Raw genomic sequence first — 20,201 nt, 5'->3', positions numbered from 1 at the left:
CAACATGGAAGAAAACCAAACATTTATTATCGTTGACGAAGAAGGCCAAGAGCACAACGCTGTCATCGTATATCAAGTAGAACCAGAAGAAGAAGGCAACACATTCGGCAAAACATTTATTTTCTACTACGTAGAAGATGAATCAGATGACGAAGACGTACGCGTATATGTTGCAACAATTGATCCAAACGCTCCAGAAGGCGAACTTGGTGAAATCGAAACTGCTGAAGAACAAGCATACATTGAAGACATCTTCAACAACTTAGAAGAAAACGTAGAAGAATAGGGGACGTCACGTGAGCGAACAATTAAACAACGAAAATGTCGTAGCTGATACTGAGACAAAAGAAAATGAATTCAAAGTCATTACTTTAGTCGATGAAGACGGGAATGAAAACTTATACGAACAGCTTTCTTACATCTCAAAAGAAGCGAAAGGCAACAAGTTCGGTAAAGTGTACGCACTATATGCCCAAGTCGGTTATGAAGAAGATGAAGCAGGCCGCACAGATATCATTCCAGTCGTGATTACAGACGATGGCGAGCTTGACTTAGTTGAAACAAAATCAGAATGGAAGTTCATCGAAAGTATTATCGAAGAACAATCTAAACAATAAGGCGGGCATACAATGGCATTAGAACGTTTATATATTGCTGGCGAAGATAATAACGAGATTGAATTAGTCATCGTTAAACGCTTCGAAGCAAATGATAAAAAATACATTATCTTCTACGCAACAAACGATCCTCAAGTAGGCAATGACTTACAAGCTGCAACGCTTGTACCGACTGAAAATGGTACGGAAGCATTCGGCGAGATTGAAACGCAAGAAGAAATGGACTTAATCAATGAAGTATTAAATGACTTAGTCGAATCTGGTGAATTCGTTCCTGAAGAAGGTCAAGGTCACGATCATGACCACGATCACCACGATCACGAACATTTATATGCAGAAGATGAAGACGGCAACGAAATCGTCTTCGCGGTGGAACGTCGCTTAGAAATCAACGGTAAACAATACATTGTTTACTACGATGAAAGCGAAGCACAACCACGCATGCAAGTGTCTGAATTAGTAGAAACAGCAGATGGTACAGAACTATTTGATGTAGAAACTGATGAAGAAATGGCGTTAATCGACGAAGCATTACACAACGACGACGAAGAATAGGGGATGACGGTATGTCAGAGCACCAACATAATCACGAACATTTAGTAGCAGTAGATGAAAACGGTAATGAAATCGTTTTTGCCGTACTACAACGTTTTGAAGCAAATGGTAAAAACTTTATCCTTTTTGCAGAGGAAAAAGAAGGCGGTTCTGAGATTCAAGCAGCAATCGTCGTAACAGATGAAGATGGCGTTGAAGATTTACAACCAATTACAGACGAAGCAGATCACGCAGTTGTCGGAGAAGTGCTTGAAGCATTATCTGCACAACAAGATGACGAAGTAGAATCAGAGCACATCGTTGCAATCGATGAAAACGGCAATGAAATCAATTTCGTCGTTATTGCACGCTTCACAGTTGGTGAAAAAACGTACGTAGCATTCGTTGAAGAAGGTGTTGAACAACCTGATCTTCAAGTTGCAACAATTACAGAAAATGAGGCTGGCGAACAAGGTTTAGCACCAATCGAATCTGAAGAAGAATTCGAAAAAGTGCAAGCAATTGTAACGGAGATTTTATCTGGCGCTGACGAATAAGAGGTGAAACAGATGGCACAAGACTTTCACGGCGTAACATTCGTCGAGTATGATGAAGATGGCCAAGAAACGGTTTACCGTATTCTTTCTCGCGTGGAGCCAACCGATAGTGAAAAAACGTATTTAGTGTTCTGTGAAGATACAGATGACGCTGAGGCGGAAGTATTTATCGAGGCAGCGGAAGTGCTACCAACAGATGATGGTGGCGAAGCACTTTACGAAATCGAGAGCGAAGAAGAATGGGAAATGCTTGAAGAAGTTATTAATACGATTTTAAGCTTAGAACAATAAATAGAACATGGGTGGGGTGTACAAGCATTCCACCCATTTTTTGTGCAAAATCGTCAGAACCATGTATAATATTATTTGGAAAAAGGAGGGCACAACTTTGGATTCTCAATCATCAGAAAAACAAATGAAAAAATTAGAGCAACGCAAGTCCGAACAAAAAACGGTAAAAAAAATTGTGCTCATCGCGACAGCAGCGATTGTTGCACTCATACTGATCATCGGTATTAGTGGGTACTTTTATGTGAAAGGTGCTTTGAAACCAGTTGATAAAGATTCAAAAACATCGGTTAAAGTTGAAGTACCAATCGGTTCATCGGTTGATTCGATTGCCGCAACATTAGAAGATAAAGGCATCATTAAAAATGCGAAAATCTTCAAGTACTATACGAAGTTTAATAATGGTGCAGGCTTCCAAGCAGGTACATATGATCTTTCACCAGCGATGACAATCGACGAAGTTATTAAAAGTTTGAAAACCGGTAAAGTATATCGCACGCCAGAATTTACATTAACGATTCCAGAAGGTTTAACGATTGACCAAATTGCTGAACGCGTCGCGAAACAAACGAAATTCTCAAAAGATGAGTTTATGGACCTTGTAACGAGCAAAGCATTCATTAAGAAGATGAAAGCACAGTTCCCTGAAACGGTAACGAAAGATATCGACAATAAAGATATCCGCTATAAACTAGAAGGTTACTTATATCCATCAACATACTCATTCTATGAAAAATCACCATCGCTTGAAACGATTGCAACAGATATGGTCAAACAGACGAATACTGTCGTTGAACAATATCAAGCAACGTTAAAACAACAAAAAATGAGCGTGCATGAATTCTTAACGTTTGCATCATTATTAGAACGTGAAGCAACGGCAAGTACGGACCGTGAAACAATCGCAAGTGTATTCTACAACCGTATTGATAAAGATATGCCGCTACAAACAGACCCAACTGTTTTATATGCACTCGGTAAACATAAAAACCGCGTCTTATATTCAGACTTAAAAGTGAAAAACCCATACAACACGTATACAAATAAAGGGTTACCACCAGGTCCGATTGCCAATGCAGGTATTGAATCATTAAAAGCTGCCATTGATCCAGCGCAAACTGAGTATTTATACTTTGTTGCGGATAAAGATGGTAATAACCACTTTGCAAAAACATACGCAGAACATCAAAAAAATGTAGCGAAATACATTAAATAGCAATTTTTAAAAGGCCGTACAACGCACTGTACGGTCTTTTTTTCGACTTTGTGAAAAGTCTGACGTCATTTTTGCTTGACAATGGTTCGATACCTCGCTTTTTATGATGATTTATGATAGGATAAAGTGTATTTTGTATATACGTAAGGGAGATAGTTAGACGTGAATATTTCAGATGCATATACGAACTCCTTCATTTCAGAGCGAAGCGATTTACTGCTAGAAATGGAGCAGTTCGCAGAAAAAAATTATGTGCCGATTATGCAATTACCGGCCATTGAGACGTTGCTTCAAATGCTGCGCATTCAACAGCCGAAGCGAATTTTAGAAGTAGGTAGCGCGATTGGCTATTCTGCAATTCGCATGGCTGAGGCAGTACCTGAGTGTCACATCATCACCATTGAACGTGATGAGGCACGTATTGCCAATGCGAAGGATTTCATTGCACGTTCTGCGGTAGCAAATCGCATCGAACTCGTAGAAGGAGATGCTTTAGAAGTAGATATCGCATCAAGTCATGACACCTTTGACGCCGTATTTATTGACGCTGCAAAAGGACAATATCAAAAATTCTTTGATAAATATAGTCCACTTGTAAAGCAAGGCGGCATTTTATATATCGACAATATGTATATGCATGGCTTGTCTGATTTAGATATGAAAGATGTTCCAAGACGAAAAAGAACGATGATTCGTAACTTGCATCACTTTGCAGATTGGGTCATTCAAAATGAAGATTATCAATCAACATTTTTCCCAATCGGAGACGGATTATTAGTTTGTATTAAGAAGTAAGAGGTGACCATTCTATGAAGAAACCTGAATTACTCGTAACGCCAAAATCAGTTGAACACGTAAAAGCATTACTAGCAGCTGGTGCTGATGCTTTCTTAATCGGTGAAGAAAAATTTGGCTTACGTTTAGCAGGCGAATTTACGTTAGAACAAGTAAAAAAAGCGACTGCATTAATCCATGCAGCCGGTAAAAAAGTATATGTCGCAATGAATGCGATTTTCCATAATGACCGCGTGCCAATGCTTGCACCATATATGGAAGCAGTAGACGAAATTGGTGTCGATGCGATTTATTTCGGCGACCCAGCGATCGTTATGACAAAGCGCGAAACAGGCTCTAAAACACCATTACACTGGGATGCAGAAACGATTGCAACAAACTGGTTCCAAGCGAATTACTGGGGCAAACGTGGCGCAACACGCGCTTACCTTGCACGTGAATTAGGTATTGAAGAGATTATCGAAATTAAAGAAAATGCCGAAGTGGAAATTGAAGTACAAGTACATGGTATGACATGTATGTTCCAATCAAAACGTCCACTACTTGGTAACTATTTCTTATATCAAGGTAAAGCGATGGAAGTTGAAAACCGCAAAGGGGCGCGTAACATGTTCTTACATGATAAAGAGCGTAACAACAAATACCCAATCTATGAAGATTACAACGGTACACACATTTACTCACCAGCAGATATGTGCATCATTGATGAATTAGATGAGTTATTTGAAGCGGGTATTGACGTCTTCCGCATTGAAGGTGTACTTCATGAAGAAGATTACGTAACAACAGTTGTCGCACAATATCGTAAAGCCGTCGATGCATATTTCGAAGACGAAGATGCATACTTTGACATGAAAGAAGAATTAGTCGAAGCGATTGAAGCAATTCAACCAGCATTACGTCCACTTGACACAGGCTTCTTCTTCAAAGAAACAGTTTACTAGGAGGTCTATCAATGGCAACAATTGAAATCAACGATCGCATTAGCGAGATTATTGATGGCAAACGCGTCATCACGAAAAAGCCTGAGTTGCTAGCACCTGCTGGTAACTTAGAAAAATTAAAAATCGCTGTACATTACGGCGCTGACGCTGTATTTATCGGTGGTCAAGAGTTCGGTCTGCGTTCAAATGCAGGGAACTTCTCGATCGAAGAAATGCACGAAGCTGTACAATTTGCGAACAAATATGGTGCAAAAATTTATGTGACAACAAATATTTTTGCCCATAACGATAACATGGAAGGCTTAGAAGAATACTTAATCGCACTGTCAGGTACAGGTGTTACAGGTATTATCGTAGCCGATCCATTAATTATCGAAACTTGTCGTGAAGTTGCACCAAATTTAGAAATTCACCTTTCTACACAACAATCACTTTCTAACTGGAAAGCGGTTCAATATTGGAAAGATGAAGGTTTAGACCGTGTCGTATTAGCACGTGAAACAGGTGCAGAAGAAATTAAATTAATGAAAGAAAAAGTAGATATCGAAATCGAATCGTTCGTACACGGTGCGATGTGTATCGCTTATTCAGGTCGTTGTGTACTGTCTAACCATATGACAGCACGTGACTCAAACCGTGGTGGCTGCTGCCAATCTTGTCGTTGGGATTATGATTTATACGCTGTTGAAGACGGCGAAGAAAAACCATTATTCTCAGAAGACGATGCGGCATTTGCAATGAGCCCAAAAGATTTAAACTTAATTGAATCAATTCCGAAAATTATTGAACTTGGCATCGACTCATTAAAAGTTGAAGGTCGTATGAAATCAATTCACTACATTGCAACAGTTGTCACTGTATACCGCAAAGTAATAGATGCATATTGTGCAGACCCTGAAAACTTCGTCATTAAACGCGAATGGGTAGAAGAGCTTGCAAAATGTGCAAACCGTGAAACAGCTTCATCATTTTTCGAAGGTGAACCAGGACATGAGCAACAAATGTTTGGCGTTCATAGCAAACAAACAACATACGACTTCTGTGGTATGGTATTAGACTATGACGATGAAACACAAATGATTACCTTACAACAACGAAACTTCTTCAAACCAGGCGATGAAGTTGAATTCTTCGGCCCTGGCATTGAAAACTTCACAGTCGTTGTAGAAGAAATTTTTGACGAAAAAGGCAATAGCTTAGATGCTGCCCGTCACCCATTAGAAATCGTGCGCTTCAAGTGCCCACAAAAAGTAAATCCATTTGATATGATGCGTAAGGAGATGCGATAAATGACAAAACGTCGCCCAGTTGTAATTGGTATTGCCGGAGGATCGGGTTCAGGTAAAACAAGTGTTACCCACGCCATTCTTGATGTCTTCAAAGACCATTCTGTTGTCGTAATTGAACAAGACTACTATTATAAAGATCAAAGCCATCTAGAATTTGAAAAACGTCTAGAAACAAACTATGATCACCCAGATGCTTTTGATAATGAGCTATTGGCACAAGATATCGAAAAGCTATTAAACCGTGAATCAATCGAAAAACCTGTTTATGATTACGCACTACACACACGTGCAAAAGAAACAGTGCATATCGAACCTCAAGATGTCATCATTTTAGAAGGTATTTTAGTATTAGCAGACCAAGGTCTTCGCGAATTAATGGATATGAAATTATTCGTCGATACAGATGCGGATTTACGTATCATTCGTCGTATTTTACGTGACATTAATGAACGTGGTCGTTCAATGGAATCTGTCATTGAACAATATTTATCAGTTGTGCGCCCAATGCACAACCAATTTATCGAGCCAACGAAGCGTTATGCAGATATCATTATTCCAGAAGGCGGCGAAAATAAAGTCGCAATCGATTTAATGGTTACAAAAATTAAAACAATTCTTGAATCGAACAACATTGTGTAATATTATGGATAGTGATAATCTATCTATATGAAACAAGGCTATGTCGCTTGCTACATTTACGTAAGTAAGCGACATAGTATTTTTATTAATTGTAGAAGTAGTTAAGGAGTGACGAACATGTCAGCAGAAAAACAATACCCAATGACAGCAGAAGGTAAAGCAAAATTAGAAAAAGAATTAGAAGATTTAATTCAAGTAAAACGTCCGGAAGTTGTAGAACGTATTAAAATCGCTCGTGGCTACGGTGACCTTTCAGAGAACTCTGAGTACGATGCAGCGAAAGACGAACAAGGTTTCGTTGAAGGCCGTATTAAATTAGTAGAAACAATGATCCGTAACGCTGTGATTATCGAAGAAGGTGCAGAAGGCGATGTTGTAACAATCGGTCGTACTGTTACTTTCCAAGAAGATGACGATGAGCCAGAAACTTACCAAATCGTTGGTTCTGCAGAAGCAGATCCATTTGAAGGCCGTATTTCAAACGACTCTCCAATCGCTAAAGGCTTAATTGGACACGCTGTTGGTGAAACAGTAAAAATCCAAACACCGGGTGGCGAATTCAACGTTAAAATCATTGAAGTAAAATAATGAGCCAAATAGAAAGCGGCAGGCAACTATTGTCTGCCGCTTTTCGTTTTGTTAATAAACTGTAATGTATGAAAGCGATGTGCATACAAAAAAATATGCTATCATACATTGAGAGGTGATCTTATGGAACAACCATCACAACGTAAACGACGTTATACACCGAAGCCAGAACCAGATAAATCAAAATCTGATAAAGTGTTAAACATTTTAATTGGTGTCGTCATCGTATTAATTTTAATCGTCGGTTATTTCGTCCTTACATATGAAGGAACAAACAGTAAGCAACAAGAAGAAGCAAAAACTGTTCAACAAAAACCGAAAGAACCAACGGCTGAAGAAAAAGCAGCCGCTATTCGTAAAGCAGATGCGAAAAAAGATATTACAGAGCGTTCAACTGTGACACAAAGCGAATCAACAGATCCAAATGTTGAAATGACAATTGTTGATAGCGCGTGGAAACCGACAAAAACAACGCAAACTGAAAATATTGGCGAAGGTCATGTGTCAGCTTACGATGGTACATCAGTCGACTGGCAAGAAAAAGTCACGACACTTGCAAAAGTTACGAATATTCCTGAAGAGGAAATGAAAATTGTGCGCGTGAAAAATGGTGGGACAGCAAGTCGTACAATCGGCATTGTCACATCAGCGGACGGAACGAAAAAATATCGCGTGACGTTACAATGGATTGCTGATAAAGGTTGGCAAGCAGAGCAATTAGAAGTGTTAAAATCTTTAGACGGTACGTATTAAATAATAAGAAAAATCCTGTAGTTCTTGACGGCTATAGGATTTTTTATATATTGTATAGAAGATACAAATAGGAAGGTGGAGTTACATCCATGAAAATCGCAGTAATCGGCGCAATGGAAGAAGAAGTAGAATTACTACGCGCTAAGTTAGAAAACGCAACATCAGAAACAATCGCCAACAGTGAATACACACAAGGTACGTATGCAGGAAAAGACGTCATTTTATTAAAATCAGGTATCGGTAAAGTAAATGCCGCAATGTCTACAACGATTTTACTTGAAAAATACAAACCAGACTTCGTCATCAACACAGGTTCAGCAGGTGGTTATGATGAAAACTTAGAAGTCGGTGCAGTCGTTATTTCTGACGAAGTACGTCACCACGATGTAGATGCAACAATCTTTGGCTATGAAATGGGTCAAGTACCACAAATGCCAGCAGCTTTCAAAGCAGACAAACATTTAATGGACGTTGCACAACAAGCTGTTGCTGCTGTTGGTGAACACCAATCAGCAACTGGTTTAATTACAACAGGAGACTCATTCATGAACGACCCTGTACGTGTAGAAACAGTACGTGGCTACTTCCCAACGATGAAAGCTGTCGAAATGGAAGCTGCAGCAGTCGCACAAGTATGTTACCAATTCAGTACACCGTTCGTTGTGATCCGTGCTTTATCAGATATTGCTGGTAAACAATCAAACATTAGCTTTGACGAGTTTTTACCAGTAGCTGCAAAACATTCAACACAAGTTGTATTAAAAGCAATCGAAACGTTATAAGCAATCAAAAAAGCCCGTTCCAATGATGGAGTGGGCTTTTTATTATACTTTTTTTAGTTTAAAACTAGCGACCATCACATAAGAGAGTACGAGGAATAAAATTAAATAAATGCCTGGATTGATAAATGGTACTGCAAAAAATGATACGGTGGCAATGACGCCTGCTGCTGTGATCGGTAGACCAGTGAAATAACCATTGGCTTCTGTCGCGTTAAAACGTGCAAGACGGAAAGCACCGCAGACGATATACATAACGGTAGCAATCATACCGATTGGGCCGAACTGCGCTAATACGATGCCATAAATGAGCAATGCAGGGGCTACACCGAATGAAATGATGTCACTCATTGAATCGAGTTGTTTACCGAGTTCTGATTGTTGATTAAATTTGCGTGCTACTTTGCCGTCGTAACGGTCACATAGTGCAGCAAGGAAAATATAAAGTACAGCATGACTATAAGCATCGTGGAACGTTGCCATGATAGCCGCACCACCAAAAGAAATATTGCACAGCGTTAATATGTTTGCAAGCTGTGACTTCGCTTTTTTGAGCGTTTCATCTACTCTTTGTAATAAAAACATGGCTAAACTCCTTTATTTTATGACTACTTTATTATACTGTTAAAAAGGACACGAGAGGGGATGATCGAATGAAAGAAAAACTATATCGTGCAGCGATTGAACTAACAAATAATAAACAAACGTCGTTGCTATTAAAATGGATAATGACGCGTAAGCTAAGTAAACGATGTATCCCCGCTTATCGAAAGTTTTATAATATCGAGACTCACGACGTACAAGATCCGATGACAAGCTATGCAACGTTGCAACAATTTTTCACACGTACATTGAAAAAAGATGCACGTACTGTTGATGTATCGCCCACAACGGTTGCGAGTCCCGTAGATGCTACGATCGCATCTTTCGGAGATATTCTTGATGATACCACATTTTTGGTAAAGGGTAAAAAGTACAAATTAACAGACTTATTAGGCAAACGAGCAATTGCAGAAAAATATCGCAACGGCCAATATATCGTTTTTTATTTGAGCCCAGCGAATTATCATCGCATTCATAGCCCGTTGAACGGTCACGTATTGCGTCAATATGTGCTTGGAAATCGTTCATACCCAGTGAATGATTTTGGACTTACTTACGGCGAAAAGCCATTGTCGCACAACTATCGTCTCGTGACGGGGTTAGATACCGCTTGTGGACATGTCGCAGTCATTAAAGTTGGCGCCATGTTTGTGAATTCGATTAAACTAACGAATGTCACAACAGATTGGCAAAAAGGGGAAGAAGTGGGCTATTTTGAGTTTGGGTCCACTGTCATTATGCTTTTTGAGCCATCGCGTACACAATTCTTAAACAATGTTCAAAAGAACGCGGTAATCCGAGTGGGTGAAGCGTTTGCGGATATGTTATAATCGTTTAAGTAACTTGTTGTACAATGAATAATCGAAAAATGAGGGAATTAGTTTTGTATAAACGTTTTATGCCAAAAGAGTTTGTCAATTCGGTCTATGACGTAACGCCTGAAAAACTCCACGCATTAGGAATTAAAGGGATCATTACAGACCTTGATAATACATTAGTTGAATGGGATCGCGCAGATGCCACACCTGAGTTGATGGCTTGGTTAAAGCTAATCCAAGATTCGGGGATTCAAGTGATCATCGTATCAAACAACAAAGAAGCTCGTGTGAAGCACTTTGCTGACCCGCTAGGCATCCAGTACATTTTCCAAGCACGTAAACCTTTACGAAATGCATTTAAACGAGGTTTAAAGATGTTAAACCTACCATCAGAGCAAGTGCTCATGCTAGGGGATCAAATGATGACGGATATGCTAGGCGGCAATGCGCTCCACTTGTATACGATTTTAGTAAAACCCGTTGCGCAGTCTGACGGCTTTGTTACAAAGTTAAACCGCAGATTAGAGCGTCGCGTATTTAATTATTTACGCAAACACGGTATTGAAACTTGGAGGGAAAAATAAATTATGAACGAAATGCCACACTGCATCGGTTGCGGCACGCAAATTCAAACGGAAGATCCGAAAGCACCTGGTTTTGCACCAGCATCAGCTGTCGAAAAATCAGACGAAATTATTTGCAAACGCTGTTTCCGTTTAAAAAACTACAATGAATTACAACCAGTATCACTAACGGACGATGATTTCTTACGAATCTTAAATGGCCTTGGTACACAAAAAGGCTTAATCGTAAAAATCGTCGACATTTTTGATTTTAACGGTAGTTGGTTACCAGGTTTACACCGCTTCGTCGGCAACAACCCAGTATTATTAATCGCAAACAAAGTCGATTTATTACCGAAATCAATCAATCCGAAAAAAGTAATTAACTGGCTTCGTCACGAAGCGAAACAACTCGGTTTAAAACCAGTAGACGTGTTACTTGTATCTGCACATAAAGGTACAGGTGTTCAAGAAGCGATGGCGAAAATCGATGAATATCGTGACGGTGAAGACGTATACGTTGTCGGCTGTACGAACGTTGGTAAATCAACATTTATTAACCGCATCATTAAACAAGCAACAGGCCAAGGAGATATTATTACGACGTCTTACTTCCCAGGTACAACACTTGATATGATCGAAATTCCATTAGACGATGAAAAAGCAATCTTTGACACACCAGGGATTATTAATCATCACCAAATGGCACACTATATCGACCCAAGTGAGTTAAAATACATTACACCGAAAAAAGAAATCAAACCGAAAACGTTCCAATTAAATGCAGAACAAACGTTATTTATCGGCGCGCTTGCACGTTTTGATTTTATTCAAGGAATGCGTTCTAACTTTACGGTTCACATTTCAAATGAATTAAACATTCATCGTACGAAGCTTGAGCGTGCTGATGAATTATATGAAACACATAAAGGTGAATTACTTGCACCACCATCAAAACAGTTTATCGAACAATTACCAAAACTTGTACGTCACGAGTTTTCAATTAAAGAAGGTAAAACAGATATCGTGTTCTCAGGTTTAGGTTGGATTACAGTTCAAAATCCAGACGTTGTCATTGCAGCATACGCACCAGAAGGCGTAGAAGTAATGTTACGTCCGTCACTTATTTAGGGGGAAAACGTTGTGAAGAAATGGTACGCAGTCATTGGAGATCCGATTGAACATTCGATGTCACCACTTATGCATAATACGTGGATGAACGCAGAGGAACGTGATGGGACATACATTCCGTTACACATTACGAAAGAAAACTTAGTGGAAGGTTTTAACGGTATGAAGTTACTCGGTTGTAGCGGCTTTAACGTAACGATTCCACATAAGGAAGCCATTATTCCACTGCTAGACGATATCGATCCGCTGGCACAAAAAATGGGTGCTGTAAATACAGTCGTTCGCCAGCTAGACGGCACATATAAAGGATACAATACAGATGGATTAGGCTTCGTAAAGTCGTTAGAAGATGCAGTAGGCACACATCATAAAGACAAACGCGTTCTTGTAATTGGTGCAGGCGGCGCTTCTCGTGGCATTTGCTTTGCGCTTGCGCAAGAAGGCTATACGAAGCTAAGTATTGCAAATCGTACGGTAGCGAAAGCACAAGCGATTTGCGATGAGCTAGACGTCGTAGCAACTGCGTATTCATTAGAAGAAGCGGCTGCAAGTTTAGACGAGTTTGGCATTATTATTCAAACGACATCAGCGGGACTTAATAACAGTGCATTTAGTTTACCGTTATCGCTTGAAAAATTATCAAACACTGCAATTGTTGCCGATATTGTGTATAATCCATTAATGACACCATTTCTAGCACAGTCACAACAAAAAGGAGCAACAGTCGTGACAGGTCTTGGTATGTTTATTCATCAAGGCGCATTAGCGTATAGCTACTGGAACGACGTGTATCCGACAGCAGACACGGTAAAGCCGGTACTGCTTGAGCAATTAGGAGGAAATTAATACATGTTAACAGGCAAACAAAAACGATTCTTACGTGCGGAAGCGCACCACTTAAACCCAATTTTCCAAGTTGGTAAAGAAGGCGTAGGCGAAGCGCAATGTGAGCAAATTCGTCAAGCATTAGCTGCACGTGAATTGTTAAAAGTTCGCATTTTAGATAACTGTGAAGAAGACAAAAAAGTTGTTGCACAACAACTTGTTGAAGGTACTGACGCAGAACTAGTACAATTAATCGGCTTAACAGTCGTTCTTTATAAACAAGCATCAAAACGCGAAAACCGTAAAATTGAATTACCAAAAGCATAAGGAATGATGGACGTGAAGAAAATCGGACTATTTGGCGGTACATTTAATCCGCCGCATTTAGCACATTTAATTATGGCAAATGAGGTGGCAACAACACTTCAATTAGACGAAGTACGCTTTATGCCGAATGCCGTACCACCCCACAAAGTAAAAGCTGGGGATGCGACAGCAGCACAAAGACTTGAAATGACACGTCTTGCAATTTCGGATAATCCACTGTTTACGCTCGAACCGTTTGAGATTGAGCGTGGTGGGGTGTCATATACGTATGACACAATGAAATTACTGACAGCACGTGAGCCAGATGTCCAGTTTTACTTCATTATCGGTGGCGACAGCATGGACGATTTGCATACGTGGTATCACATCGATGAACTCGTACAACTCGTACAGTTTGTCGGCGTTGCACGACCAGGTCACGCAGGTACGACGGATTATCCAGTCGAAGTCGTCGAAGCGCCACTCATTGATCTTTCTTCTACGTTAATTCGACAGAGATTACAAGCGAATGATACCGTTCGCTATTTACTGCCAGACAAGGTGGCACAATATATTCGAGAGGAAGGATTATATGGAACGCGCTAGTTTACTTGCAGCGATGAAAGACCGTATGCCTGAAAAACGTTATATTCACACGATTGGCGTAACAGACACAGCGATGGCCTTAGCTGAAAAATTTGGTCAAGATCCAAAAAAAGCAGAGGTGGCGGCGATTTTACATGATTCATGTAAATACGCTGACCGCGATTGGATGAAACAAACGATTGTTGAACAACAAATGGATCCAACATTACTGACATATCATCACGAATTATGGCACGGCCCAGTTGGTGCATACGTCGCTGAAACAGAATTCGGTGTAACAGATGCCGATATGTTAAATGCGATTCGTTTCCATACGACAGGACGTGCCGGCATGAGCGATTTAGAGAAAATCGTCTACATTGCCGATATGATCGAACCGAACCGTAAATTCCCTGACGTTGACACATTACGTGCTGCAGCGCAGGAAATGACACTCGATGATTTAATGATTACGTGCTTGTCGCATTCGATTCAATTTTTAATGTCGAAGCATCAGCCGGTGTTCCCAGATTCATTTAATTGTTACAACGATTTATTGTTAAAACAGAAAGGAACAAAATCATGACACAAACACTTTTAGATACAGTATTTAAAGCAGTAGATGACAAACGCGCGGAGGATATCGTCGTATTAAATATGGAAGGTATCTCTTTACTATCAGATTATTTCTTAATCTGTGAAGGTGGTTCAGAACGTCAAGTTCAAGCAATCGCTCGCGAAGTAAAAGAACAAGCTGAAAAAGCAGGCTACACAGTAAAACGTTTAGAAGGTTTTGACACAGGTCGTTGGGTATTAGTAGATATGGGCGACGTTGTAGCACACATCTTCCACAAAGACGAACGTGGCTATTACAACTTAGAACGCCTATGGGGCGATGCACCACAAAAATTTATCGCAGTTGAGTCAAATGACTAATAGTTACGGTCGCTTTGCAGAAGTGTATGACGCACTAATGACAGATATTCCGTACGATGAATATGTACAATGGGTGATGCAACATGCACCTGCTGCAAGCAACAAAAAATTACTAGACATTGGCTGCGGTACAGGCGTAATGGCTGTATCGTTTGCGAAAGCAGGCTACGATGTAAGCGGCTTAGACCTTTCAGAAGAAATGTTAATGGTCGCAAGTGAGCGTTGCTACGAAGAAGATGTGAACGTCTTTTTCGTTTGCCAATCAATGGATGAGCTAGAAGGCTTTGAACAATTAGACGTCGTGACGATTCCGATTGACTCACTAAACTATGTGCCTGAACAAAGTGCTGTGCAAGAAACGTTAAACCGCGTATATGCATCACTAAAACAAGGTGGACATTTATTCTTTGATATTCATTCATTATTTAAAATGGATGAAATCTTTATGGATAGTCCATTCACATACGATGATGGCGACATTACGTATTTATGGGATACTGAAGCGGGTGAAGCACCTCATTCTGTACATCACGATATGGTTTTCTATGTCGTGACGGAAGATGGTACGTACGAACGTTTCGAAGAACAACATTATCAACGCACGTATGCAATTGAAGAAATGTTAAACATGCTTCAGCAAGCAGGTTTTAACGATATTGACGTGACGGCAGACTTCACTGATGAAGCACCGACACTTGATAGCGAACGCATTTTCTTCCACTGTGTAAAATAAGGTTGCAGAAAAATTACAAATTTTGTATATTGGAATTAGCTTCTATGAATGCCCGTTGAAAGGTGTGTGAAGCTAATTCCTTTTTTTGTGCAATATAAAAAACACCTCCTCATGATTGGCGCTATCGCAGCGGCTATCATTTTTTACTTCCTCAACAAACAACCGACAACACCACTTGAAAATCCTTTACAATCAATTGACCCACAACCTATGATGACAAATGATACGACGGCGCACACAGCTGATACACCGACACAACCGGAAACGTCGATAGCTGTCGATATTAAAGGCGCTGTAAAAAAGCCAGGCGTTTATGAGGTACAGACGTCAGACCGCGTATACGATGCGATTATGGCGGCTGGTGGCTATAAAGACAATGCAGACCGGAATGTTATTAATCATGCAGCACATGTCAAAGATGAAATGGTCATTTACGTACCGAAAAAAGGCGAAAAACTCGACAACGTTCCATTCGCTTCATCTACGACAACGAATGAAGGGGCTACTTCTAATACTCAGCGTACGGCAGAAAATACTGTTAACATTAATACAGCAGACGAGGCCGGTCTTCAAACGATTAATGGCATCGGTCCTGCAAAGGCGAAAGCAATTATTCAATATCGCCTTGAAAACGGTCCATTTCAAACTATTGATGATCTTAAAAATGTTTCGGGTATTGGGGATAAAACACTCGAACAATTGCGACCATTTATTACTGTACAATAGTCTGACCTCTTATGAACGTATTGACGCAAAAAAGTTTATCAGGCTAAACTAAGAACAAGAGATATTAGGGGGCATTCATATGGAGCGAATTACTTGGGATCAATTTTTCATGGCGCAAAGCCATTTATTAGCGTTACGTAGTACATGTACGAGATTGGCAGTCGGCTCAACGATCGTACGTGATAAACGTATTATTGCGGGCGGCTATAACGGTTCGATTTCAGGAGATGATCATTGTATCGACAAGGGATGTTACGTCGTCGATAACCATTGTGTACGTACAGTACACGCTGAAACGAATGCATTGCTACAATGTGCGAAATACGGTACACCGACGAATGGGGCAGATTTATATGTGACGCATTTCCCATGTTTACCGTGCACGAAATCAATTATTCAAGCAGGTATTAAAAACTTATATTATGCAACAGATTATAAAAATAACCCTTACGCGATTGAGCTGCTCGAGCAAGCAGGTGTAAATGTTGTACATGTACCATTTGATGAACGTAAAGTCGACTTTTTAAGTGATGAAAAAATAAGTCTTTATGTTGAATTGTTAAATGAACTACGTGACAAAGGCGCAACACCTGAAGAATTGGCACCTTATGAACAGAAGGTGGAAATGTTATTTGGCAAAATGTTAGAAACGAAGTAATTTATATCGCTTTGGCAGCACTACTCGCAACAGTCGCGAGCTTTGTGTCGCCAAAGCTTTTTTTATGTTCATTCCTTATGTATTGTTTTTAATATGGCGACAAACCGCTATTAGTTGTCTCGTGTGCGTCGTCATTGTAGCGTCTGTTTGTACGTGGCGTGCATATGACGTGCACCGACAGCCCGATACGTTGCCGAAGTCAATGACGTTAACGTTTGAAGATAATATACGTATAAACGGCAAAATGTTACGAGGGTTTGCGCGTTCGGCTGAAGGGCGGATATATGTCACATATGAATTGAAGTCCGAGACAGAAAAACGACAATTTGAACAGCGGCCACTTGCAGGCATGACCGTCTTAGCACAAGGAGAGCACGAGCAATTAGAGAAACCGTTACATCGATTTCAATTTTCAATGGAGAACTATTTATTAAGTCAGCAGGCGATAGGGACATATGCGATTAAGACGATGGCGTTTCAGCAGTACAAACAAACGTTAACAGCGAAGTTAGCACGTTACCGACATGCATTGTTAACGCATATTGATACGCATTTTCCAAAAAGTTTACGGGCAGAAGCAAAAGCATTATTGCTCGGTGATCAACAAGATATAGACCATGATGTATCACGCACATATCAAATTTTAGGGATTACCCATTTATTTGCGATTTCTGGGCTACATGTCGCACTGCTCGGTGGCTTATTTTATCAACTATTACTCATTTGTCATGTGCGTGTACATTGGGCGCGACTATTGCTCATTATCGCATTGCCGACGTATGCGATACTCGCAGGCAGTACACCTTCTGTTTGGCGCGCGGCAATGATGACACTCATTGTTTTAATCGTGCAATTTAAACAAACGAAAATAAGTGCAGCCGATGCATTGGCGCTTAGTTTTTTATTATTCGTTTTATATCGTCCAGCTGTCATTTTCCAGGTGGGCTTTCAATTGTCTTATTTGGCGACGGCTGCCCTCATTTATTCAACGCGTATTTTAACGACATCTAATTGGTTAAAAAATACTTTCTTTATGACATTCGTGTGCCAACTGCTCGTCTACCCGTTATTACTCCATCATTTCTATGAAATTAGCTTATCATCATTTATCGTCAATATTTTACTCGTTCCGCTATTTTCATTTATCATTTTACCGATAAATGTAATATTGTTTATCGGTTCTTATATATTTCCAACATTCGCGCAAGTAGTGATGGCGCTATATACCCCATGTCGCGAATCATTAACGACAATTTTATTAGCGATTGCGGATATACCATATCAATTGTGGCAACCAGGCCGCCCATACGTTTGGTTAAGTTGCGTCGCAATGCTCGGCGTGCTGATGATGTTCATTTTTTTCGAACGCCGTCATTATAAACGTGCATTTTTATCGGTTGCGTTGCCGGTTTGTCTCATTCAATGGTTGCCGATGTTACATGATGATTTACGTATTACGTATTTAAGTGTTGGGCAAGGCGACAGTACAATTATTGAATTGCCGTATCGTCGTGGCGTATATGTCGTTGACACTGGTGGGGTACTACGCTTTCAAGAAGACGGCTGGAAAAAGCGCGACCAATTATATGAAATCGGTCGCCAAGTCGTTGTCCCTTATTTAAAAGGTAGAGGATTATCAAAAATTGATACGCTTATTTTGACGCATGCAGATGCCGATCATGTCGAAGGAGCAGAGGAAGTCATGAAGGAAATACGCGTGCGTGAAATTCATATTTCCCCGCAATCAGCAACAGAAAAAGTGATGAGCGATGTAATGGCGGAGGCAAAAAAACAACAAATTCCTGTGAAGGAACAAATGGCGGGGCGTGAATTTCAAGTTGGTGATGTGTCGTTTCAATATTTATGGCCGTATGATATAGACTACGAAGGAAATAATGATTCACTCGTCGTCAAAGTATCGCGTGGCTATTTTTCAACATTATTAACAGGTGATATCGAGCAACAAGGTGAATTGTCCTTGTTAGAAAAAAGCGATGTGCAGACGACGATTTTATCACCTGGTCATCACGGTTCAAAAACGTCGAGCGCAGAAGCATTTTTAAAAGCAACGAATGCACAGCTTGCTATTTTTTCGACTGGTAAAAATAATCGTTATGGGCACCCGGCACCTGAAGTACGCGAACGCTTTGAATCACTCGGTATACCGACGCTTAATACAGCAGAAGATGGCACGGTAGAAGTGTATATCGGGAAGGAAATCAAATTGAAGAAACATCAATAGGAAGGAATCGTGTATACTGAAAGAGTATATAGGAGGCTGAAAAATGTTTCAAAAAGTATGGAAAGACATCTCATCAGGGAATATTGCACCGGTATATGTGATCGCGGGGCAGGAGACATATTTTATTGATGAAACGATGAAACGCTTAAAAGAAAAATTACAAGCGCAAGGCGAGCTGGATTTAATGACGTATGATTTAGAGGAACATTTAGTCGATGAAGTGATTGATGAAGCGGATACGATTCCATTTTTCTCAGATAAAAAATTAGTCATCGCCAAAAATGCCTCTTTTTTAAAGGCGACTGAAAAAGGAAAAGAAAAGCTACCGCATGATTTAAAAAAATTAGAACGCTTTTTACAGTTCCCATCAGATACGTCTGTGACGGTATTTATTGCACCGTATGAAAAATTAGATGAACGTAAAAAAGTGACGAAGCAAATGAAGGAGCATGCGCTTTATTTATATGCGGAGACACCGAAAGAACGTGATTTAGCCGTTTGGGTACAAAATGAAGTAACGGCGCGTGAAGCAACGATTAGTGATGCTGCTGTCGAACGCCTAATTGAATTAGTCGGTATGAACATGCTGCACTTACAAAGCGAGATTGATAAGTTAGCGCTTTACGTTGCCAATAATCAAGAGATGATTATGCCAGCGCTTGTCGAAGAGATGGTTGCGAAAACGTTGGAGCAAGACGTATTTAAATTGTTAAATGCATATATCCGAGGGGATCGTTCTACGGCGCTTGCGATTTATCATGATTTATTACGTCAAAAAGAAGAACCGATTGCGCTCGTGGCACTCATTTCATCACAAGTACGCTTAATGTCGAACGTTTATTATTTATTATCAAAAGGGTATCATCCACAACAAATTTCAAAACAGTTAAAAGTAAATCCTTATCGCGTGAAACGGATTGTCGAAGATCGCGGTCAAATAACCGAGCAACAGCTATTAGATGCTTTATACGGTTTAGGGGAAGTAGACTTACAATTAAAGACGATGAGTGGTAACCGCGCACGCTTTTTAGAGTTCTTCTTGATGAAGCCAATTGGTTATCGTTTACGATAAAGAA

Annotated in this window: 27 protein-coding genes; 26 read left to right on the top strand and 1 reads right to left on the bottom strand. The window is 40.1% G+C overall.

What is annotated here, in order from left to right; all coding sequences use genetic code 11:
* Window positions 1-4: 4 nt before the first annotated feature.
* From KMHG_RS06430 to mtnN, 13 genes are all read left to right on the top strand, one after another.
* Window positions 5-286 (top strand): hypothetical protein, encoded by a 282-nt coding sequence (locus KMHG_RS06430; RefSeq protein WP_010288054.1) that lies wholly within the window; start codon window positions 5-7, stop codon window positions 284-286.
* Between the two features lie 10 nt (window positions 287-296).
* Window positions 297-617: a DUF1292 domain-containing protein gene (locus tag KMHG_RS06425; RefSeq protein ID WP_010288053.1), complete on the top strand. Its 321-nt coding sequence runs from the start codon at window positions 297-299 to the stop codon at window positions 615-617.
* Between the two features lie 12 nt (window positions 618-629).
* Entirely contained in the window at window positions 630-1,172 is a 543-nt protein-coding gene (locus tag KMHG_RS06420) for a DUF1292 domain-containing protein (RefSeq protein ID WP_010288052.1), read from the top strand.
* Between the two features lie 11 nt (window positions 1,173-1,183).
* The gene (locus tag KMHG_RS19520) at window positions 1,184-1,708 is read left to right on the top strand and encodes a DUF1292 domain-containing protein (RefSeq protein WP_010288050.1); all 525 of its coding nucleotides are present in this window, start codon (window positions 1,184-1,186) and stop codon (window positions 1,706-1,708) included.
* A gap of 12 nt (window positions 1,709-1,720) precedes the next feature.
* Window positions 1,721-1,999 carry a DUF1292 domain-containing protein gene (locus KMHG_RS06410; protein ID WP_010288048.1) on the top strand — a complete coding sequence of 93 codons (279 nt, stop codon included), beginning with the start codon at window positions 1,721-1,723 and terminating at the stop codon, window positions 1,997-1,999.
* A gap of 97 nt (window positions 2,000-2,096) precedes the next feature.
* On the top strand, window positions 2,097-3,212 hold the full coding sequence (mltG, locus tag KMHG_RS06405; RefSeq protein ID WP_010288045.1) for an endolytic transglycosylase MltG: 1,116 nt from the start codon (window positions 2,097-2,099) through the stop codon (window positions 3,210-3,212).
* A 162-nt stretch (window positions 3,213-3,374) separates the two neighbouring features.
* A complete protein-coding gene (locus KMHG_RS06400; RefSeq protein WP_010288040.1) occupies window positions 3,375-4,007 on the top strand; it encodes an O-methyltransferase in 633 nt (210 codons plus the stop codon).
* 14 nt (window positions 4,008-4,021) lie between these two features.
* Complete coding sequence (locus tag KMHG_RS06395; protein WP_010288039.1) at window positions 4,022-4,951, top strand: peptidase U32 family protein; 930 nt, start codon at window positions 4,022-4,024, stop codon at window positions 4,949-4,951.
* Between the two features lie 11 nt (window positions 4,952-4,962).
* Complete coding sequence (locus tag KMHG_RS06390) at window positions 4,963-6,240, top strand: peptidase U32 family protein (RefSeq protein WP_010288037.1); 1,278 nt, start codon at window positions 4,963-4,965, stop codon at window positions 6,238-6,240.
* Window positions 6,241-6,879: a uridine kinase gene (udk, locus tag KMHG_RS06385; protein WP_010288036.1), complete on the top strand. Its 639-nt coding sequence runs from the start codon at window positions 6,241-6,243 to the stop codon at window positions 6,877-6,879.
* A 117-nt stretch (window positions 6,880-6,996) separates the two neighbouring features.
* A complete protein-coding gene (gene greA, locus KMHG_RS06380) occupies window positions 6,997-7,467 on the top strand; it encodes a transcription elongation factor GreA (RefSeq protein ID WP_010288034.1) in 471 nt (156 codons plus the stop codon).
* 123 nt (window positions 7,468-7,590) lie between these two features.
* A complete protein-coding gene (locus tag KMHG_RS06375; RefSeq protein WP_010288032.1) occupies window positions 7,591-8,220 on the top strand; it encodes a DUF1510 family protein in 630 nt (209 codons plus the stop codon).
* A gap of 89 nt (window positions 8,221-8,309) precedes the next feature.
* Window positions 8,310-9,002 carry a 5'-methylthioadenosine/S-adenosylhomocysteine nucleosidase gene (gene mtnN, locus KMHG_RS06370; RefSeq protein ID WP_010288029.1) on the top strand — a complete coding sequence of 231 codons (693 nt, stop codon included), beginning with the start codon at window positions 8,310-8,312 and terminating at the stop codon, window positions 9,000-9,002.
* 42 nt (window positions 9,003-9,044) lie between these two features.
* Here the strand turns inward: mtnN and pssA are convergent, their stop codons facing one another.
* Window positions 9,045-9,584, bottom strand: coding sequence for a CDP-diacylglycerol--serine O-phosphatidyltransferase (gene pssA, locus KMHG_RS06365; RefSeq protein WP_010288022.1), 540 nt, complete (start codon window positions 9,582-9,584; stop codon window positions 9,045-9,047).
* A 68-nt stretch (window positions 9,585-9,652) separates the two neighbouring features.
* Here pssA and KMHG_RS06360 point away from each other — a divergent pair, with 68 nt between their 5' ends.
* The 13 genes from KMHG_RS06360 to holA all read left to right on the top strand — a co-directional run bounded on the left by KMHG_RS06360 (window position 9,653) and on the right by holA (window position 20,197).
* Window positions 9,653-10,432, top strand: coding sequence for a phosphatidylserine decarboxylase (locus KMHG_RS06360; RefSeq protein ID WP_010288020.1), 780 nt, complete (start codon window positions 9,653-9,655; stop codon window positions 10,430-10,432).
* Window positions 10,433-10,485: 53 nt separating this feature from the next.
* Window positions 10,486-11,004, top strand: coding sequence for a YqeG family HAD IIIA-type phosphatase (locus tag KMHG_RS06355; RefSeq protein ID WP_010288019.1), 519 nt, complete (start codon window positions 10,486-10,488; stop codon window positions 11,002-11,004).
* Between the two features lie 3 nt (window positions 11,005-11,007).
* Complete coding sequence (yqeH, locus tag KMHG_RS06350; RefSeq protein ID WP_010288018.1) at window positions 11,008-12,114, top strand: ribosome biogenesis GTPase YqeH; 1,107 nt, start codon at window positions 11,008-11,010, stop codon at window positions 12,112-12,114.
* Between the two features lie 12 nt (window positions 12,115-12,126).
* The gene (gene aroE, locus KMHG_RS06345) at window positions 12,127-12,960 is read left to right on the top strand and encodes a shikimate dehydrogenase (protein ID WP_010288017.1); all 834 of its coding nucleotides are present in this window, start codon (window positions 12,127-12,129) and stop codon (window positions 12,958-12,960) included.
* 3 nt (window positions 12,961-12,963) lie between these two features.
* On the top strand, window positions 12,964-13,266 hold the full coding sequence (gene yhbY / locus KMHG_RS06340; protein ID WP_010288016.1) for a ribosome assembly RNA-binding protein YhbY: 303 nt from the start codon (window positions 12,964-12,966) through the stop codon (window positions 13,264-13,266).
* 12 nt (window positions 13,267-13,278) lie between these two features.
* The gene (locus KMHG_RS06335) at window positions 13,279-13,851 is read left to right on the top strand and encodes a nicotinate-nucleotide adenylyltransferase (RefSeq protein ID WP_026022022.1); all 573 of its coding nucleotides are present in this window, start codon (window positions 13,279-13,281) and stop codon (window positions 13,849-13,851) included.
* Window positions 13,838-14,416, top strand: coding sequence for a bis(5'-nucleosyl)-tetraphosphatase (symmetrical) YqeK (yqeK, locus tag KMHG_RS06330; protein WP_010288012.1), 579 nt, complete (start codon window positions 13,838-13,840; stop codon window positions 14,414-14,416). Before KMHG_RS06335 ends, yqeK begins: the two co-directional genes overlap by 14 nt.
* Window positions 14,413-14,766, top strand: coding sequence for a ribosome silencing factor (gene rsfS / locus KMHG_RS06325; protein WP_010288011.1), 354 nt, complete (start codon window positions 14,413-14,415; stop codon window positions 14,764-14,766). The genes yqeK and rsfS overlap by 4 nt, the downstream gene beginning before the upstream one ends.
* Window positions 14,759-15,499, top strand: coding sequence for a class I SAM-dependent DNA methyltransferase (locus KMHG_RS06320; protein ID WP_010288010.1), 741 nt, complete (start codon window positions 14,759-14,761; stop codon window positions 15,497-15,499). Before rsfS ends, KMHG_RS06320 begins: the two co-directional genes overlap by 8 nt.
* A 111-nt stretch (window positions 15,500-15,610) precedes the next feature.
* Entirely contained in the window at window positions 15,611-16,225 is a 615-nt protein-coding gene (locus KMHG_RS06315; protein WP_010288009.1) for a helix-hairpin-helix domain-containing protein, read from the top strand.
* A 79-nt stretch (window positions 16,226-16,304) separates the two neighbouring features.
* Window positions 16,305-16,883 (top strand): ComE operon protein 2, encoded by a 579-nt coding sequence (locus tag KMHG_RS06310; protein WP_010288008.1) that lies wholly within the window; start codon window positions 16,305-16,307, stop codon window positions 16,881-16,883.
* Between the two features lie 64 nt (window positions 16,884-16,947).
* Complete coding sequence (locus KMHG_RS06305) at window positions 16,948-19,125, top strand: DNA internalization-related competence protein ComEC/Rec2 (protein WP_238984673.1); 2,178 nt, start codon at window positions 16,948-16,950, stop codon at window positions 19,123-19,125.
* Between the two features lie 43 nt (window positions 19,126-19,168).
* Window positions 19,169-20,197 (top strand): DNA polymerase III subunit delta, encoded by a 1,029-nt coding sequence (holA, locus tag KMHG_RS06300; protein ID WP_010288004.1) that lies wholly within the window; start codon window positions 19,169-19,171, stop codon window positions 20,195-20,197.
* Window positions 20,198-20,201 lie beyond the last annotated feature (4 nt).

Source organism: Kurthia massiliensis (assembly GCF_000285555.1).
Classification (GTDB): Bacteria; Bacillota; Bacilli; order Bacillales_A; family Planococcaceae; genus Kurthia; species Kurthia massiliensis.
The sequence above is the reverse complement of the archived record's forward strand: the minus strand, read 5'-3'. Positions and strand labels throughout refer to the sequence as shown.

Coding starts and splice junctions, on each gene's coding strand:
- KMHG_RS06430 (WP_010288054.1), top strand. CDS start 5: ATGGAAGAAAACCAAACATTTATTATCGTTGACGAAGAAGGCCAAGAG.
- KMHG_RS06420 (WP_010288052.1), top strand. CDS start 630: ATGGCATTAGAACGTTTATATATTGCTGGCGAAGATAATAACGAGATT.
- KMHG_RS19520 (WP_010288050.1), top strand. CDS start 1,184: ATGTCAGAGCACCAACATAATCACGAACATTTAGTAGCAGTAGATGAA.
- KMHG_RS06410 (WP_010288048.1), top strand. CDS start 1,721: ATGGCACAAGACTTTCACGGCGTAACATTCGTCGAGTATGATGAAGAT.
- KMHG_RS06395 (WP_010288039.1), top strand. CDS start 4,022: ATGAAGAAACCTGAATTACTCGTAACGCCAAAATCAGTTGAACACGTA.
- KMHG_RS06390 (WP_010288037.1), top strand. CDS start 4,963: ATGGCAACAATTGAAATCAACGATCGCATTAGCGAGATTATTGATGGC.
- udk (WP_010288036.1), top strand. CDS start 6,241: ATGACAAAACGTCGCCCAGTTGTAATTGGTATTGCCGGAGGATCGGGT.
- greA (WP_010288034.1), top strand. CDS start 6,997: ATGTCAGCAGAAAAACAATACCCAATGACAGCAGAAGGTAAAGCAAAA.
- KMHG_RS06375 (WP_010288032.1), top strand. CDS start 7,591: ATGGAACAACCATCACAACGTAAACGACGTTATACACCGAAGCCAGAA.
- mtnN (WP_010288029.1), top strand. CDS start 8,310: ATGAAAATCGCAGTAATCGGCGCAATGGAAGAAGAAGTAGAATTACTA.
- pssA (WP_010288022.1), bottom strand. CDS start 9,584: ATGTTTTTATTACAAAGAGTAGATGAAACGCTCAAAAAAGCGAAGTCA.
- KMHG_RS06360 (WP_010288020.1), top strand. CDS start 9,653: ATGAAAGAAAAACTATATCGTGCAGCGATTGAACTAACAAATAATAAA.
- yqeH (WP_010288018.1), top strand. CDS start 11,008: ATGAACGAAATGCCACACTGCATCGGTTGCGGCACGCAAATTCAAACG.
- yhbY (WP_010288016.1), top strand. CDS start 12,964: ATGTTAACAGGCAAACAAAAACGATTCTTACGTGCGGAAGCGCACCAC.
- yqeK (WP_010288012.1), top strand. CDS start 13,838: ATGGAACGCGCTAGTTTACTTGCAGCGATGAAAGACCGTATGCCTGAA.
- rsfS (WP_010288011.1), top strand. CDS start 14,413: ATGACACAAACACTTTTAGATACAGTATTTAAAGCAGTAGATGACAAA.
- KMHG_RS06320 (WP_010288010.1), top strand. CDS start 14,759: ATGACTAATAGTTACGGTCGCTTTGCAGAAGTGTATGACGCACTAATG.
- KMHG_RS06315 (WP_010288009.1), top strand. CDS start 15,611: ATGATTGGCGCTATCGCAGCGGCTATCATTTTTTACTTCCTCAACAAA.
- KMHG_RS06310 (WP_010288008.1), top strand. CDS start 16,305: ATGGAGCGAATTACTTGGGATCAATTTTTCATGGCGCAAAGCCATTTA.
- KMHG_RS06305 (WP_238984673.1), top strand. CDS start 16,948: ATGTTCATTCCTTATGTATTGTTTTTAATATGGCGACAAACCGCTATT.
- holA (WP_010288004.1), top strand. CDS start 19,169: ATGTTTCAAAAAGTATGGAAAGACATCTCATCAGGGAATATTGCACCG.